Source organism: Flavobacterium sp. PLA-DH12 (assembly GCF_059511845.1).
The window spans coordinates 581288-596092 of sequence record NZ_JCAMPD010000001.1; the positions used below are offsets into that span (position 1 = coordinate 581288).

The following is a 14805-nucleotide window of genomic DNA, read 5'->3' on the forward strand; positions in this document are numbered from 1 at the left end:
TACCACAAATATAAGACGAGTTCAAATCTCTTAATTGGTATATATTGGGCGTATATTTGTATATTTTTTTCAAAGATGCTATCCCGATAGCTATCGGGACTAAGTTGCTAAGAGGCTAAGTTTTTTAAGCAGATTTTATTTAATGATTGCTGAGAAATTAAACATATAGTCCCAATAGCTTCGCGACTATGTATTTAAATAAAGCCTTAAATTTGCTAAAAATACTACACTATGAATATCAGAAAAGCCAAAAAATCAGACTCAAAATATATTGCTCCTATATTATTATTAGCAATGGAAGACATTATCTATAAATTTATTGCTAAGGAAGATTACGCTGTAGCGAAAGATTTTCTGCAGCATTTTGTCGAAAGTGAAAACAATCAATATTCTTATCAAAACTGTTTTGTGGCAGAAGAGAGTAACGAAATTATTGGTGCAGTAAATATTTATAATGGTGGCGACATTGAAGAATTGCGTGCGCCGATAATCGAATACGTTCGCAAACATCACAATCCTGACTTTGATCCAGAATTGGAAACACGCGCTGGAGAGTATTACATTGACTCTTTAGGAGTGAATCCGAAATATCAGGGAAAAGGAATTGGTTCTCAATTATTGCAATTTTTGATTGATAAATACGTTCATAAAAATAAAGAGGTTTTAGGTCTCCTGGTTGAAGAAGACAATCCGAATGCTAAAAAACTGTATTTAAAGCTTGGTTTTAAAGTAGTTGGAAACAAAACTTTGGTTAAGAAGAACCTGGAACATCTTCAAATCAAAAATTAATTATAGAATGAAAAACATCACAATATTAGAAGCAGGTTTAATTTTAAGAATAGTTTTAGGAATCACAATGCTTTCGGCCGTAGCAGACCGATTTGGAGTTTGGGGCGCACCGGGATCTAACGCAGTCGCCTGGGGAAGTTGGGAAAACTTTGTTATCTACACACAAACCCTAAATTCTTTTGCCAACAGAGCCACAGCAGAAATTCTGGCAGGAATTGCCACTTTCTTTGAAGTTTTACTTAGTCTTCTACTATTATTTGGTTTCAAAACCAGACTTGCCGCTTTAGGAACTACCTTTTTAATGTTCTTTTTTGCTTTTGCTATGTCGGTTTCCGTTTCTGTAAAAGCGCCTCTTGATTATTCTGTTTGGACAAGTTGTGCGGCGGCTTTACTATTGGCTAATATTGGAAAAACATCTTACGCTGTTGACAATAGGATATAGTTTTTTAGGTTGATGGTTTTTGGTTGATAGTTGATGGGTTAAAACTTTTCCTAACAACCAAAAACTATCAACTATCAACCAAAACATCATTTCACATCTTTTTTCGGAAATAAATTCGTTTTGGAAATTGATCTTCCCTACTTTCTACCAAATCAAATTCTTCGTAATTCAATAATCGTAATATGTTGATTAAAACAGTATCTGCGACAAAAGCTTTTACCCAGATTAAATCATGTTTTCGCTGGTAAGCAATTTCTTCAGCACGTTTAATAAGCGCTTTTAAATCTTCTTCATCAAAATAAATAACCTCACTTAGATTAATTGCTTTTGAAGCTCCTAGATTTTCGTTTAATATTCTCGACGAATCCAATTTTAAATAAGATTGTGGTGCTTCACCAAGATATGCCATCAAAATTTCAATCGAAAAATCATTCTGAATTCGGAACAATTCTTTTTGAGAGAGATGCTGCTCTGCATATTCTTCTCCCAAACCTTTTTCCCTAAATAAATTGGTATAAAACTGAACGGCTTTGTCTTCCATCCAAGAGACATTATCATTAATGATGACAACAAATTTTGCAATTTTACTCATTTCTTTTCCTTTTTAATAAAAGAGCAAAGTTGTATTGATTATAGGTCCGAAAAAAGAGCAATACGGCTTCAAAATTGTGCAGAATGTCGGAAAGCTAATTTTATTCGTTCTGTTTTTTCCGATATTCTAAAGGCGAAATTCCTTCGTAGTTTTTAAAGAATCGTCCAAAAACAGATTGATCAGTAAAATGGAGTAAATCGCTTATCTGATTGATGGACATTTTTTTGTGCTGCAATAAAACTTTGGCTTCCAGAATCACCATTTCGCTAATCCAGTCACTCGCAGTCTTTCCGCTGTGTTTTTTAATGACTTCAGACAAATATTTTCGGCTTACATTTAGTTTATCAGCATAATGCTGTACCGTTCTAAAATTCAAAAAGTCCTTAAATAGCAGTTCTTTAAACTGTTCAAATAAAGGATTGTGCGTTTCTGTAATGCTCTTTTCTTCCTGAATAGCATCAATTTCATAAATTAAAATATACAGATAACTTCTCAAGATAGAAGCTTGATTCTTGGATCTGTTTTCTGATGCTTCTTTAATTAGTTTAAAAATACGTTCAAATTTATTTTCATCTGCTTTTGCAAGTTGAGACAAATGACTATGATTGTTTTCAAAGAAATCATATTGGGCAAGAAAAAATACATTTGCCTGATTCTCGAGAAAAAAATGTGGTTTAAAGAATATAATATCAATTAAAATTTCATCATCGTTTTTAGAAAAACTCCTAATCACAGATGGTCCCAAAGTAATAAGAGCCGGAGCATGAACTACTTTCTTCTCGAGTCCAGTCTGCATGATTATGCTTCCTTTTCTTAGAAACTCAATTGCATAACTTTCTGCACGATAAGGTTCGCTGATATAAGGATGCTCGCTTGTCTGGATATAGAAATACTCTTTCTGATCTGCATTAGAAAACAAACTCTTATGATGCGTCAAGGAATAAGTGAGGATTTTATTCTTCAATACTGCTTTTTTTGGTAATCATTATCATTTCAAATATACCTTTTTTTTTAGTTTTCAGTCGCAGTGTTCAGTCTCAGTCTCAGTTTACAGTCTTTGCGGTAAGAACAGTTAGCTTTGTCAAAATTTGAAACTTTGACAAAGCTTCTAGACTCTCAAACTAACTTAAACTAAAAACTGAACACTGAGACTGAGACTGAACACTAAAAATATTTTTAAGGTATATTTAAGGTCATAAAGCTGTTTCGAACAAATATGTATTCGTAAATTAGCAAATACAAAAATATATCTTAAATGACAATACTTACCTTTACGCTTATAATGATTCTAGGAGCTTTTTTAGCTGGTTTTATCGGTTCATTATCAGGCTTGGGCGGAGGAATTATCATCATTCCGCTTCTCACCATTATTCTCGGTGTCGATATTCATTATGCTATTGGAGCTGCTTTAGTCTCTGTTATCGCCACTTCTTCGGGTTCTGCGGCAGCCTATGTAAAAGAAGGAATTACTAATATGCGAATGGGAATTTTTCTCGAAATAGCCACTACAATCGGAGCGGTTTGCGGAGCTTTGCTTTCGACTATTGCGCCTACTTCTTTTATAGCCGTTTTGTTTGGTTTAACGCTGATTTTCTCTGCTATTAATTCGCTTCGAAAAAAAGAAGAACATATCGTTTTAGAATCTAGTCCGCTGGCTAAGAAGCTAAAATTGGACGGAACTTATCCTACTCACGACGGCGAAGTTGTAAAATACGGAACCAAAAATGTTATTGGCGGTTTTAGTATGATGGGTGTTGCGGGTATGATGTCTGGATTGCTCGGAATTGGTTCTGGTGCTTTTAAAGTAATCGCAATGGACAATATTATGCGTGTTCCTTTTAAAGTTTCAACCACAACCAGTAATTTTATGATGGGTGTTACGGCAATGGCAAGTTCTGTAATTTATATTCAGAAAGGATATATCGAACCTGGAATCTGTATGCCAGTTGTAATTGGAGTTTTGTTTGGAGCTATGGCTGGAGCCAAAATATTGGTACGAACAAATCCGAAGAAATTGAGAATATTTTTTGCCTGCTTGATTTTTGTTTTGGCAATAAATATGATTTATAACGGACTAAATGGAAAAATCTAATATGGTACAGGAAGAAAAATTTGGAGAAAAAGATTTTCAGACAATTATAGGAAACCTTCTTCGTTACGGAGTTTGGATTTCGCTATCGGTAGCCTTCATTGGCGGAATTGTTTATTTGCTTCATAACGGAAATCAGATTGAGGATTATTCTGTTTTTAAAGAAAATGATCGCAATATATTTGAAGTAATCGCCGCAATTTACAAGGGAGCAATTCAAGGAAACGGAGAATCGTTAATATTTACAGGAATTATTTTCTTGTTCATGACACCTGTTTTACGTGTACTGCTTTCGTTATTTTCGTTTTTATTGGAAAAAGACTACTTGTACGTTGGCATTACGCTGATCGTAATCATGATTATAATTATCAGTATTTCGTTTGGTTTCTCACATTAATTGGCTATAAGCTATAGGCTGTAGGCAATAAGCTTCAAAATGCTTAAAGCTTATTGCCTAAAGCAAAAAAATAATATCGCTTTAAGCTATAAACCGTAAGCTTTAGGCTCTCTAAAATGCTTACAGCTTATAGCGTAAAGCTTAAAGCTAAAAAAAATATGGAAATAGGAATAGACAGTTTTGCTTCGGCAATGTACGGCGATAACAATACTCTGAGCAGTGTTGATGCTATGGAACAGCTACTGCAGCGAATTGAATTTGCAGATCAAGCTGGTCTTGATGTTTTCGGAATTGGAGAACATCATAAAAAAGAGTTTTTAGATTCTGCTACAGTTGTTATTTTGAGCGCTGCAGCGGCAAGAACAAAAAATATCCGACTGGCAAGTGCTGTTTCGGTTTTAAGCGCTGCAGATCCTGTTAGGGTTTATCAAAGTTTTGCGACTTTAGATTTAATTTCAAAAGGAAGAGCAGAAATTGTAGTGGGTCGCGGTTCTTCTATTGAAGCTTATCCCCTTTTTGGATTTAATCTGAATGACTATGATAAGCTTTTCAGCGAAAAACTAGACTTGCTTTTACAGATTCGTGACAACGAGTTTGTAAACTGGGAAGGGAAATTTCGTCCTGCCATAAATAATTTGCCTGTTTATCCGAGAGCAATACAAGAGAAATTGCCTATTTGGCTTGGAGTTGGCGGTACGCCAGAATCATTTATAAGAGCTGGATCACTTGGACTTCCGTTAATGGTTGCTGTTATTGGCGGACAAACACATCGTTTTAAACCTTTAGTTGATTTATATCGTGAAGCTGGAAAAGCTGCGGGCTATAAACCAAATGAATTAAAAGTCGGTTTGCATTCACCTGGATATGTTGGCACCACAACTGAAAAAGCAATTGAAGAATATTATCCTGGTTATGCCGAATTATGGACCAAATTAGGATATGAAAGAGGCTGGCCACCAGTAACAAAAGGCAAATTTGATGGTTTAATTGATGATTTGGGTGTTTTAATTGTTGGAGGTCCAGAAAGAGCTGCAGAGAAAATTCTTCGCCATAGTGAAGCGCTTGGAGGTGTAGATCGATTTACTTTCCAAATGGATAATGCTGGATTAACGCATAAACAATTAATGAATGCGATTGAATTGATTGGTACAAAATTGATTCCTTTGATACGCAAGGCATAATAATTAATCTCGAAATCCCGATAGCTATAGGGAGCTAAGACACAAAACCTTTTTTAAAGCCACAGATTAAAAGGATTTTTTTTAGAAATTGAATAGCGTCCAGCTTTAGCTGGATGAAAATATAAAATTAAAGGCTTTAGCCAAACATCACTAGTTTGGCTAAAGCCTTTTTTCAATCTTTATTTGTTACCTCCAGTTAAAACTGGAGGCAATTCAAAAGAAGTATGTATCTCAAAATCTTTGACTCTTTGAACTCTTTGACTCTTTGAACTCTTTGACTCTTTGAACTCTTTGACTCTTTGTTCCTTAAACCTTAGAATCTTAGTCCCTCAGAACCTTAGCACCTTTAAAATTTATAAGTCACACCAACTCTAAAGTTTCTTGGCGCTTCAGTTTGCCAGTAGTAAGCACTTAACCACTCGTAATACGAACCGCTGTAAAGATATCTGTCTAAAATATTGAATACGTTTGCCGTAACTTTAATTTTACCCGTTTCATAAGACAATCCACCGTCTAGTTTAAAGTAAGTTGGAAGTTTTACAACCCCTGGGCTCCAAGTATCAGTTTGGCGTCCATCAAGGAAAGTTCCACCGATCGAAGCACCAAAACCTTTCAGTTTACCATTTTGAAGCGTATAATTCAACCATGCATTAGCCGTATGTTTAGCATATCCAGGCACAACATCTCCTACATTAATTTTATTAGCTTCAGAAACAGCTGGATCAATTTTAGTTACAATTGATTCTGTAAACGCATAATTTGCAATAAGATTTAGTCCGTCAAATATTTTTCCTCTTAAATCGAATTCAACACCGCGAGCTCTTTTTTCACCCAAAACTATTTTATATTGTTCATTTGGCTGATTATTAGGATCTCCCGTTAGCTCATTTTTCTTTAAGATATTATAAACAGACAAACTGGTATTCCAAGAACCGTCAAACCAATCTTTTTTAAGTCCAAATTCAACATTATTTCCTGTAAGTGGTTTTACATCACCACTTCTTACTACACCTGATTGAGGCGTAAAAGCTTGATCATATAGTCCGTAAACTGCAAAATCATCAGTAATAGAATAACTTACACCAGCACGAGGCGTAATATGGCTATCTTCTTGTGGCTCATCATAACTACTCGTTTGGCTAATCCAAGTATATCTTGCAGCAAGAGTCAATCTCAATTTATTCTCTAAAAAACCAAGTTCATCCTGCACATATCCAGCCGCATATTTCGAACCATAACGTCCTACTGCTCTTTGGCTTAACGGAGTATCGTGATCAAATTGCGGTAAACCATTTGAAGGCGTACCATAATTTGGATTGTAAACATTAAACGGATTTGCATAAGTATCCAAATCATGAGATTGTCCCCAATCTGCCATATAATCTTTACTTCCTAAATCTACTCCACCCAATACTTTATGAGAAACATTTCCTGTACTGAATTTTCCATTCAAAAAGATCTGTCCTAAATACATGTTGCTCTCAGCATCCCAAATACCAACATTTCTAATGATATCTCCTTTATCAAGAAAAACATCTGGAATTTTGTCTCCATCCGTATCTATTTCAGCTGGTCCAACTAAACTTGGCCAAGAGCTGTATCCTTGCTGAATGTATTTAAAATAAGACGTTTGAGCTGTAAGCTTCCAATTTTCGTCAAACTTATGTTCGAACTGAAGATAACCGCTATGATCTTGAATGTTTGTATCAGGCAGTCCTGGCTGTGTCATTGTAAAATTACGAGGCAAAGTTGCATATCCATCAGATTTAGGTCCAAAAACATAGTACGAACCTACTTCAGTCATATTTGCGTATTGAAAATTATATTCGGCAGTAATTTTTGTTTTATCGTCAATCTGATACGAAATAACTGGAGCAATTACGTAACGGTCATTGTGCTCAAACGGACGATGAGATCCTTTCTTTTGTGCTGCTCCATTAAATCTATAAAGCAATTTTCCTTTTTTATCTAATTTTCCGTCAAAGTCGACACTAACTCTATAAAAATCATAGCTTCCGCCAAGCACACTCACCTCGCCTTTTGTAACTCCTGTTGGTTTTTTAGTCACCACATTATACAATCCGCTTGGATCTCCGCTTGAAAGCATGAATCCTGCTGGACCTTTTACAAACTCGATATGATCAACAAAACTCATATCTTCAGTTAATGGTCCCCAGAAAGAAGAAACCACATTAAAACCGTTTCTAAAAGCCTGAATTTGAGAACCTCTCATGGTAATATTGGTGTACAAATCTCCCCAATGCTCCAAACGTACAGCACCACTCACATTTCGGATTACACCATCGCTCATACTTGTAATTTGCTGGTCTTTTAAAGTCTGACCGCTTACAATTTGTATATTTTGTGGAATTTCTAAAACTGGAGTCTGAAGACGCAATGACAATGAAGGCTTGTCTTGCTTATATTTATTCTTTTTAATTACCACTTCATCAAGATCTTCCTGACTTTCTGAAAGAGAAAAATTCTTGGTTGTCGTTTGTTTTGAATTCACTACAATTTTATCCTCAACAGGCTGAATTCCTACTCCATTTAATACAATAGTGTATGTTCCTGGTTTTACATTTTTAATCTCATAATGTCCTGAAACAGTTGTAATATCTGAATATTTTGTTCCTTTTAAAGCTACAGCAATGTTTTCTGCAGGTTTATTGCCACTCAAAGAAACTTTTCCGTTTACAGTTCCAAGCTGTTGCGCCATCATATTTAATGAGCTCAAAAACAGCACAAAAAGATAAACTTTGGCATTCATAATTATTTTCATTTGGTTTTGATTTTAAATTGAGCGACAAAAGTATATGCTAATCTTAACATTTCCAAATTATTTTAATTCATTCTAAATAAATATAAATTATTATACTAAATACGTTAAAATAAAATTTGAAGCATTCATTTCTCTCCTATTTGCCGACAATCTTAATCTGCATTAAGCAGGAAACCAAAATCTATTTCTATCTTTATATTTCGAAATTTCAAAACCAAAAACAAATAACTTCCTGATATGAAATCAAATACAATAAGAAAAGTTGCCATTGTAGGCTACAACAGAATTCCTTTTGCAAGAGCTAATACAGCCTATTCTAATGTGGGAAATAAAGATATGATGATCGCAGCACTCAATGGTCTTATTGATAAATACGATCTAAAAGGAAAATTATTAGGCGAAGTTGCAGGAGGCGCAGTAATTAAACATACTTACGACAACAATTTGATTCGAGAATGTGTAATGCAAACCAGTCTAGATCCTGCAACACCTGCATGCGATTTACAGCAGGCTTGCGATACCGGAATTGAAAGCGCTATTTATATTGCCAACAAAATTGCACTTGGACAAATTGACTCAGGAATTGCCGGTGGTGTGGATTCAATCAGTGATATGCCGATTGCGGTAAGCGAAAAACTAAGAAAAATTCTTTTAGAAGCAAGACAAGCAAAATCATTAGGTTCAAAAATTAAAACGTTTTTAAAACTTCGTCCAAAAGATCTTAGTCCGTTAGTGCCTCGCAATGAAGAGTCGCAAACAGGACTTTCTATGGGCGGACATACTGAGATTACAGCAAAATATTATAAAATTTCGCGTGAAGACCAAGATGAGTTTGCTTTAAGAAGCCATTTGAATATGGCAAAAGCCTATGATGAAGGTTTCTTTGATGATATGATTACTCCTTTTAACGGATTAGAAAAAGATAATAATCTAAGAAGAGACAGTACAATTGAAAAACTAGCGAAATTAAGACCAGCGTTTGATAAAGTAAATGGCACTTTGACTGCAGGAAATTCAACTCCTCTAACAGATGGAGCTTCTTGTGTTCTTTTGGCTAGCGAAGAATGGGCAAAAGAACGAGGTTTACCAATTTTAGCTTACATCACTTTTGCAGAAATTGCAGCAATTGAATACGTTAAAAATCAACAGAATCTACTATTAGCACCTTTATTCGCTGCTTCAAGAATGTTAGAAAAAGCCGAATTAAATCTCCAGGACTTTGATTATTATGAAATTCACGAAGCTTTTGCTGCTCAGACTTTAGCCACTTTAAAAATTTGGGAAAGTCCAGAATTGAGTGCCGAAATTGGCTTAAAGAAACCACTAGGAGCAATAGATCGAAATAAACTAAATGTAAAAGGAAGCAGTTTGGCGGCAGCGCATCCTTTTGCAGCAACTGGTGGAAGAATTATTGGCGTAATGGCAAAACTGCTTAACGAAAAAGGTTCTGGAAAAGGATTAATTTCCATCTGTGCTGCAGGCGGACAAGGAGTTACCATGATAATCGAGAAATAATTTTTAAAAATACTTCAATTCAATTTTATAAATCTGCTGAATCTGCTAAATCTGCGAGCAAAATTACTCCCGCAGATTTAGCAGATTTGGCAGATTTTTTTGTCTCTATCAATCAAACCCGGCAGGTTTTAAAAACCTGTCGGGTTTGAATTTAAAATACAGCTATTTGTATACTTAAAGTTCATTTTTGTTTAAATATACTCATACAAAAACAGCTAAATATCAATATTTTATACTAAATTTAGTTTTCTATTAAAGCTTTTGTATCAATTCATTTTAAACCACTAAAAATGATGGAATCAAAAATACCCGAAGGTCCTCTTGCTGATAAATGGAGTCTTTACAAGTCTAAAGCCAAATTGGTCAATCCCGCAAACCGAAAAAAACTAAATATAATCGTTGTCGGAACAGGTCTTGCAGGTGCTTCATGCGCGGCCTCTCTCGCTGAACAAGGTTATAATATAAAATCTTTCTGCTTTCAGGATTCTCCACGACGCGCGCATTCGGTTGCCGCTCAAGGCGGAGTAAATGCCGCTAAAAACTACAAAAATGATGGAGACAGCACCTACAGAATGTTTTATGACACTATAAAAGGTGGCGATTTTAGATCTCGTGAAGCCAATGTTTATCGTTTAGCCGAATGTTCTGCACATCTTATAGACCACGCAGTTGCACAAGGTGTTCCTTTTGCAAGAGAATATGCAGGATATTTAAACAACCGATCTTTTGGAGGTGTTCAGGTTTCTCGAACTTTTTATGCTAGAGGCCAAACTGGACAACAGCTTTTATTGGGCGCTTATCAAGCTTTAGAACGTCAAGCTTCTTTAGGAAAAGTGGCTTTGTATACCCGTCACGAAATGCTTGAACTCGTTGTTATCGATGGCAAAGCCAAAGGAATAATTGCACGAAATCTTGAAACAGGAATTTTAGAACGTCATGCTGCAGATGCCGTAGTTTTGGCCTCTGGCGGTTACGGAAAAGTATATTATCTGTCTACTTTAGCCATGGGCTGCAATAGCTCGGCGATTTGGCGCGCGCATAAAAAAGGCGCTTATATGGCAGGCGTGAGCTGGATTCAGTTTCACCCTACTTCACTTCCACAACATGGTGAAAACCAGTCAAAACTGACTTTAATGTCGGAATCACTGCGAAATGACGGACGTATCTGGGTTCCTAAAAAAGCCGCAGATGAACGAACTGCAAACGCCATTCCCGAAGATGAACGCGATTATTACTTAGAACGCCGTTATCCTTCTTTTGGAAATCTAGCGCCAAGAGATATTTCGTCAAGAGCCGCAAAAGAAAGAATTGATGCCGGTCATGGTGTTGGACCTATGAAAAATGCAATTTATCTCGATTTCTCGGATGCCATTAAAGCACAGGGAAAAGATAAAATCGAAGCCAAATACAGCAATCTTTTTGCGATGTACGAAAAGATTACAGGCATAAACGCTTATAAAGAACCAATGCTGATTTCACCCTCGGCGCATTTCACTATGGGCGGACTTTGGGTTGATTATGAACTTATGACTACTATTCCAGGTTTGTTTGCTTTAGGCGAAGCTAATTTTGCCGATCATGGTGCCAATCGTCTAGGAGCCAATTCACTGCTTCAGGCTTGTGTCGACGGTTATTTTATTGCGCCATATACAATTCCGAATTATTTGGCAGGTGAATTGAATTTACCGAAATCTGATATTTCGCATCCTGCATTTGAAGAAGCTGAAAAAACTGTAAGAAGACAGTTAGATCGTTTTTTACACACCAACGGAACACTTTCTGCAGATTATTTCCATAAAAAAATCGGACGTCTTCTATACGAAAAATGTGGTCTTTCACGAAGCAGACAAAAATTGGAAGAAGCCTTAATCGAAATTCGTGAACTAAAAGCTTCATTTGAAAAAGATCTCAGAATTACGGGCGATAATACTTTAAACAGCGAACTTGAAAAAGCTGGACGAATTGCCGATTATATAGAATTAGCCGAATTAATGTGTTACGATGCCTTACAGCGTGAAGAATCGTGTGGCGCACATTTTAGAGAAGAATATCAAACCGCTGATGGTGAAGCTGTCCGCAATGACAATGAATTCTGCTATGTTTCTGCCTGGGAATGGAAAGGTTTAAATAACGAACCTGAACTTCACAAAGAACCATTAACCTTTGAATCGGTAGAACTTGCAGTGAGAAGCTATAAATAAATGGTGAATTGTTAATTGTAAATTATTAATTAACAACTCAAAATTCATAACTCATAACTCATAATTATCTATGAAACTTTATCTAAAAATATGGCGCCAGTTTAATTCTTCTACAAAAGGAGAGATGACAGATTATGAAATTGATGGAGTATCTGAACATATGTCATTTCTAGAAATGTTGGATCTTTTAAACGAATCTCTAATTCAAAATGGAGAACGCGTAATCGAGTTTGATCACGACTGCCGTGAAGGAATCTGCGGTCAATGCGGTGTAATGATAAACGGACGCGCTCATGGTCCTTTAAAAAATACTACAACCTGCCAGCTTCATATGAGAAGTTTTAAGGATGGGGATACTATTTATATTGAGCCTTTTCGTGCTAAAGCTTTTCCTGTTCTACGAGATTTAAAAATTGATCGAAAAGCATTTGATTCTATTATTGCTTCAGGAGGTTTTATTGGCGCTGCTACGGGTCAGGCTCCAGAAGCAAACAGTATTCCAATTTCGTATGAAACTGCAGAAGCTGCTTTTGATGCAGCTGCTTGTATCGGGTGCGGAGCTTGTGTGGCTTCGTGCAAAAATGCCAGCGCCGCTTTGTTTGTTGGTGCCAAAATAACGCACTTAGCGCTTTTGCCACAAGGAAAATTAGAAGCCCAAACACGTGCGGTTTCGATGGTAAAACAAATGGATGAAGAGGGTTTTGGAGCTTGTTCCGATACAAGAGCCTGCGAAATAGAATGTCCGCAAGGTATTTCGGTGCTTTCAATTGCTAAAATGAATTTAGAATATATGAAAGCTTTGACTTTTAGGAAATAAGGTTTTTTTTTGCCGCTAAGGCGCAAAGGCGCAAAGTTTTTCTTTTTTAAGGTTTTTAGGTTTAAAACTTTGCGACTTTGCTCCCGATAGCTATCGGGATTGCGAGATTAAAATATACATTGCGCTTATCCTTCGACCCCGCTCAGGAAGACAAACACAATCCAATCATTTTTTCAATAAAAAACTTTGCGTCTTAGCTCCCGATAGCTATCGGGATTTCGAGATTAAAAAAAAACTTAGTGCCTTTGTGTCTTAGCGGCAAAAAACAAACTTAAACCGTAAAATAAGGCGTCAGAATATCTTCAAAATTGTACAATCCTTTTTCTTTCTCTTTTAGATTTTCGGCCACAAAAATAACTCCGTTTCCAAAAGCTTCCCTAGAAATCGATTCGTGAATTAAACGCACGGTTTGAAACGGAAAACCAAAAATAACTTCGTGTTTTCCAACAATTCCTCCTGCCCTAACCGAATTGATATTCTCTTTATCCACATCTAATGCTTCGGCAATTTTTACTGCTGTTCCAGATGTTCCTTGTTTGGTTTTAAAGTGCTCTTCGTTTACTTCGATATCCACCCAAGGTGCAATTTTCTTTAAAAATTTAGCGGCAAATAATAAATAATTTACTCCTAAAGTAATATTCGGCGACCAAAATACTGTAGTTTTCTTAGCCAGTTTCTTTAAAAAATCTAGTTCTTTATCTTTATAATGTGAGATTGCCGAAATGATTTTTATATTCTTTTTGGCTGCCGCTTCTCCGTAAGTATAAATTCCCTGATGCGATGAAAAATCAATAATAACGTCGACAGGATGTTTATCTAATAATTCCTCGATAGAAGTTTTAGAACTAGAATAGATTAAGCCGGGTTCTTCTGACTGCACTCCAAAGAATTCTGGTACCGATCTGTGTTCCAAAACTGTACTTTGTCTTAAAACCCATTCTAAGCAGAATTTTTTATTTTCTAATAATATTGAAGCAACTGATTTTCCAGTTTTTCCGAATCCGATTAATCCTATTTTCATAAGCATCTTATTTTTTATGGGCGAGACTGCCCGGTTGAAAAATATTGATATTATAAAGAAGTAAATATCAATTCTAATTTTAAAGAATACAGCAGTTTTAGAAACCGCTTGTTCATAAAAATAGGAAAATCATAACAGAATTACCAACTAAAACTTCATTTTATAACAATAAAATCATTTATTAATACGATTTTATCTGTTAATGCAAAATAAATCTATCCAATTTTACGCCGAATCGCTTTTCTAAATTATTCTGCTTAAAATGTTAAAAAATGGCATTAAAAAAAGAATCTGCCTCTATACAAGTAAACATATTTTGACTAGATTTATGGCCTGATACCCCAAATAAATATCAGTAAGTAATGGCCTACAACAATAATGGACTGCTTCGTTTTTTAGATGCTCAGAATAAATTGTATCTGACAGCTCTAGACGAAATCAAGAATGGTAAGAAAGAATCTCCTTGGATGTGGTTTATATTTCCGCAGATAAAAGGAATGGGTTCTAGTGATACTTCCAAATTTTACGAAATCAAAAATGCCGATGAAGCAATTGCTTTTCTAGAGCATCCAATTCTAGGAAAACATCTTATCGAAATCACTTCTGAACTAATCAAAAAGGAAGAAAATGTTTCTGATATTTTTGAAAGCATTGACTTAGAAAATCTTCAATCCTGTATGACATTGTTTGCCAGCGTTCAAAATACAGAACCAATTTTTCAGGAAGTGCTTCACAAACATTTTGATGGTTCATCCGATTTTCATACACTGCAATTATTATATAGCAATCTTTGATATTTTTTGAAACCGCTTATTTAACCGCAAAGAGCGCAAAGATTGATTCTATACAAAGCTTTATTAAAACGCAAAGTTCGCAAAGCTTTGGTAAAAAACTTTGCGAACTTTGCGTATCCCGATAGCCATCGGGATTGCGCTCTTTGCGGTTGACTTAGCAGTCAAATTAGCGGTTAAATAAACTT

The 14805-nt window shown here is 35.7% G+C and carries 13 protein-coding genes; 9 read left to right on the forward strand and 4 right to left on the reverse strand.

Annotated elements, in window-relative coordinates:
- Positions 1 to 231 precede the first annotated feature (231 nt).
- Both AC5ZCW_RS02450 and AC5ZCW_RS02455 read left to right on the forward strand, forming a co-directional pair.
- On the forward strand, positions 232 to 789 hold the full coding sequence (locus tag AC5ZCW_RS02450; protein ID WP_496117702.1) for a GNAT family N-acetyltransferase: 558 nt from the start codon (positions 232 to 234) through the stop codon (positions 787 to 789).
- Positions 790 to 796: 7 nt separating this feature from the next.
- Positions 797 to 1231 carry a DoxX family membrane protein gene (locus tag AC5ZCW_RS02455; protein ID WP_496117704.1) on the forward strand — a complete coding sequence of 145 codons (435 nt, stop codon included), beginning with the start codon at positions 797 to 799 and terminating at the stop codon, positions 1229 to 1231.
- A gap of 91 nt (positions 1232 to 1322) precedes the next feature.
- On the opposite strand, the gene AC5ZCW_RS02460 is transcribed toward AC5ZCW_RS02455, so the two are convergent.
- Both AC5ZCW_RS02460 and AC5ZCW_RS02465 read right to left on the reverse strand, forming a co-directional pair.
- Positions 1323 to 1823, reverse strand: coding sequence for a hypothetical protein (locus AC5ZCW_RS02460; RefSeq protein ID WP_496117706.1), 501 nt, complete (start codon positions 1821 to 1823; stop codon positions 1323 to 1325).
- A gap of 100 nt (positions 1824 to 1923) precedes the next feature.
- Positions 1924 to 2787: a helix-turn-helix domain-containing protein gene (locus tag AC5ZCW_RS02465; RefSeq protein WP_496117708.1), complete on the reverse strand. Its 864-nt coding sequence runs from the start codon at positions 2785 to 2787 to the stop codon at positions 1924 to 1926.
- Between the two features lie 291 nt (positions 2788 to 3078).
- Here AC5ZCW_RS02465 and AC5ZCW_RS02470 point away from each other — a divergent pair, with 291 nt between their 5' ends.
- From AC5ZCW_RS02470 to AC5ZCW_RS02480, 3 genes are all read left to right on the forward strand, one after another.
- The gene (locus tag AC5ZCW_RS02470) at positions 3079 to 3915 is read left to right on the forward strand and encodes a sulfite exporter TauE/SafE family protein (protein ID WP_111376937.1); all 837 of its coding nucleotides are present in this window, start codon (positions 3079 to 3081) and stop codon (positions 3913 to 3915) included.
- Positions 3902 to 4309 (forward strand): DUF1634 domain-containing protein, encoded by a 408-nt coding sequence (locus AC5ZCW_RS02475; protein ID WP_496117710.1) that lies wholly within the window; start codon positions 3902 to 3904, stop codon positions 4307 to 4309. The genes AC5ZCW_RS02470 and AC5ZCW_RS02475 overlap by 14 nt, the downstream gene beginning before the upstream one ends.
- Before the next feature lie 158 nt (positions 4310 to 4467).
- Entirely contained in the window at positions 4468 to 5490 is a 1023-nt protein-coding gene (locus tag AC5ZCW_RS02480) for an LLM class flavin-dependent oxidoreductase (protein WP_496117712.1), read from the forward strand.
- A 346-nt stretch (positions 5491 to 5836) separates the two neighbouring features.
- Here AC5ZCW_RS02480 and AC5ZCW_RS02485 read toward each other — a convergent pair whose 3' ends face one another.
- Positions 5837 to 8272 carry a TonB-dependent siderophore receptor gene (locus tag AC5ZCW_RS02485; protein ID WP_496117714.1) on the reverse strand — a complete coding sequence of 812 codons (2436 nt, stop codon included), beginning with the start codon at positions 8270 to 8272 and terminating at the stop codon, positions 5837 to 5839.
- 237 nt (positions 8273 to 8509) lie between these two features.
- On the opposite strand from AC5ZCW_RS02485, the gene AC5ZCW_RS02490 reads away from it, so the two are divergent.
- The 3 genes from AC5ZCW_RS02490 (at position 8510) to AC5ZCW_RS02500 (ending at position 12805) form a co-directional block, all read left to right on the forward strand.
- Entirely contained in the window at positions 8510 to 9787 is a 1278-nt protein-coding gene (locus AC5ZCW_RS02490) for an acetyl-CoA C-acetyltransferase (RefSeq protein WP_496117716.1), read from the forward strand.
- Positions 9788 to 10077: 290 nt separating this feature from the next.
- A complete protein-coding gene (locus AC5ZCW_RS02495) occupies positions 10078 to 11988 on the forward strand; it encodes a fumarate reductase/succinate dehydrogenase flavoprotein subunit (RefSeq protein WP_496117718.1) in 1911 nt (636 codons plus the stop codon).
- A 70-nt stretch (positions 11989 to 12058) separates the two neighbouring features.
- Positions 12059 to 12805: a succinate dehydrogenase/fumarate reductase iron-sulfur subunit gene (locus AC5ZCW_RS02500; RefSeq protein ID WP_111376931.1), complete on the forward strand. Its 747-nt coding sequence runs from the start codon at positions 12059 to 12061 to the stop codon at positions 12803 to 12805.
- Positions 12806 to 13076: 271 nt separating this feature from the next.
- Here AC5ZCW_RS02500 and AC5ZCW_RS02505 read toward each other — a convergent pair whose 3' ends face one another.
- Positions 13077 to 13826 (reverse strand): 4-hydroxy-tetrahydrodipicolinate reductase, encoded by a 750-nt coding sequence (locus tag AC5ZCW_RS02505; protein WP_177209889.1) that lies wholly within the window; start codon positions 13824 to 13826, stop codon positions 13077 to 13079.
- 362 nt (positions 13827 to 14188) lie between these two features.
- On the opposite strand from AC5ZCW_RS02505, the gene AC5ZCW_RS02510 reads away from it, so the two are divergent.
- The gene (locus tag AC5ZCW_RS02510; RefSeq protein WP_496117719.1) at positions 14189 to 14620 is read left to right on the forward strand and encodes a DUF1810 domain-containing protein; all 432 of its coding nucleotides are present in this window, start codon (positions 14189 to 14191) and stop codon (positions 14618 to 14620) included.
- Positions 14621 to 14805: the final 185 nt, after the last annotated feature.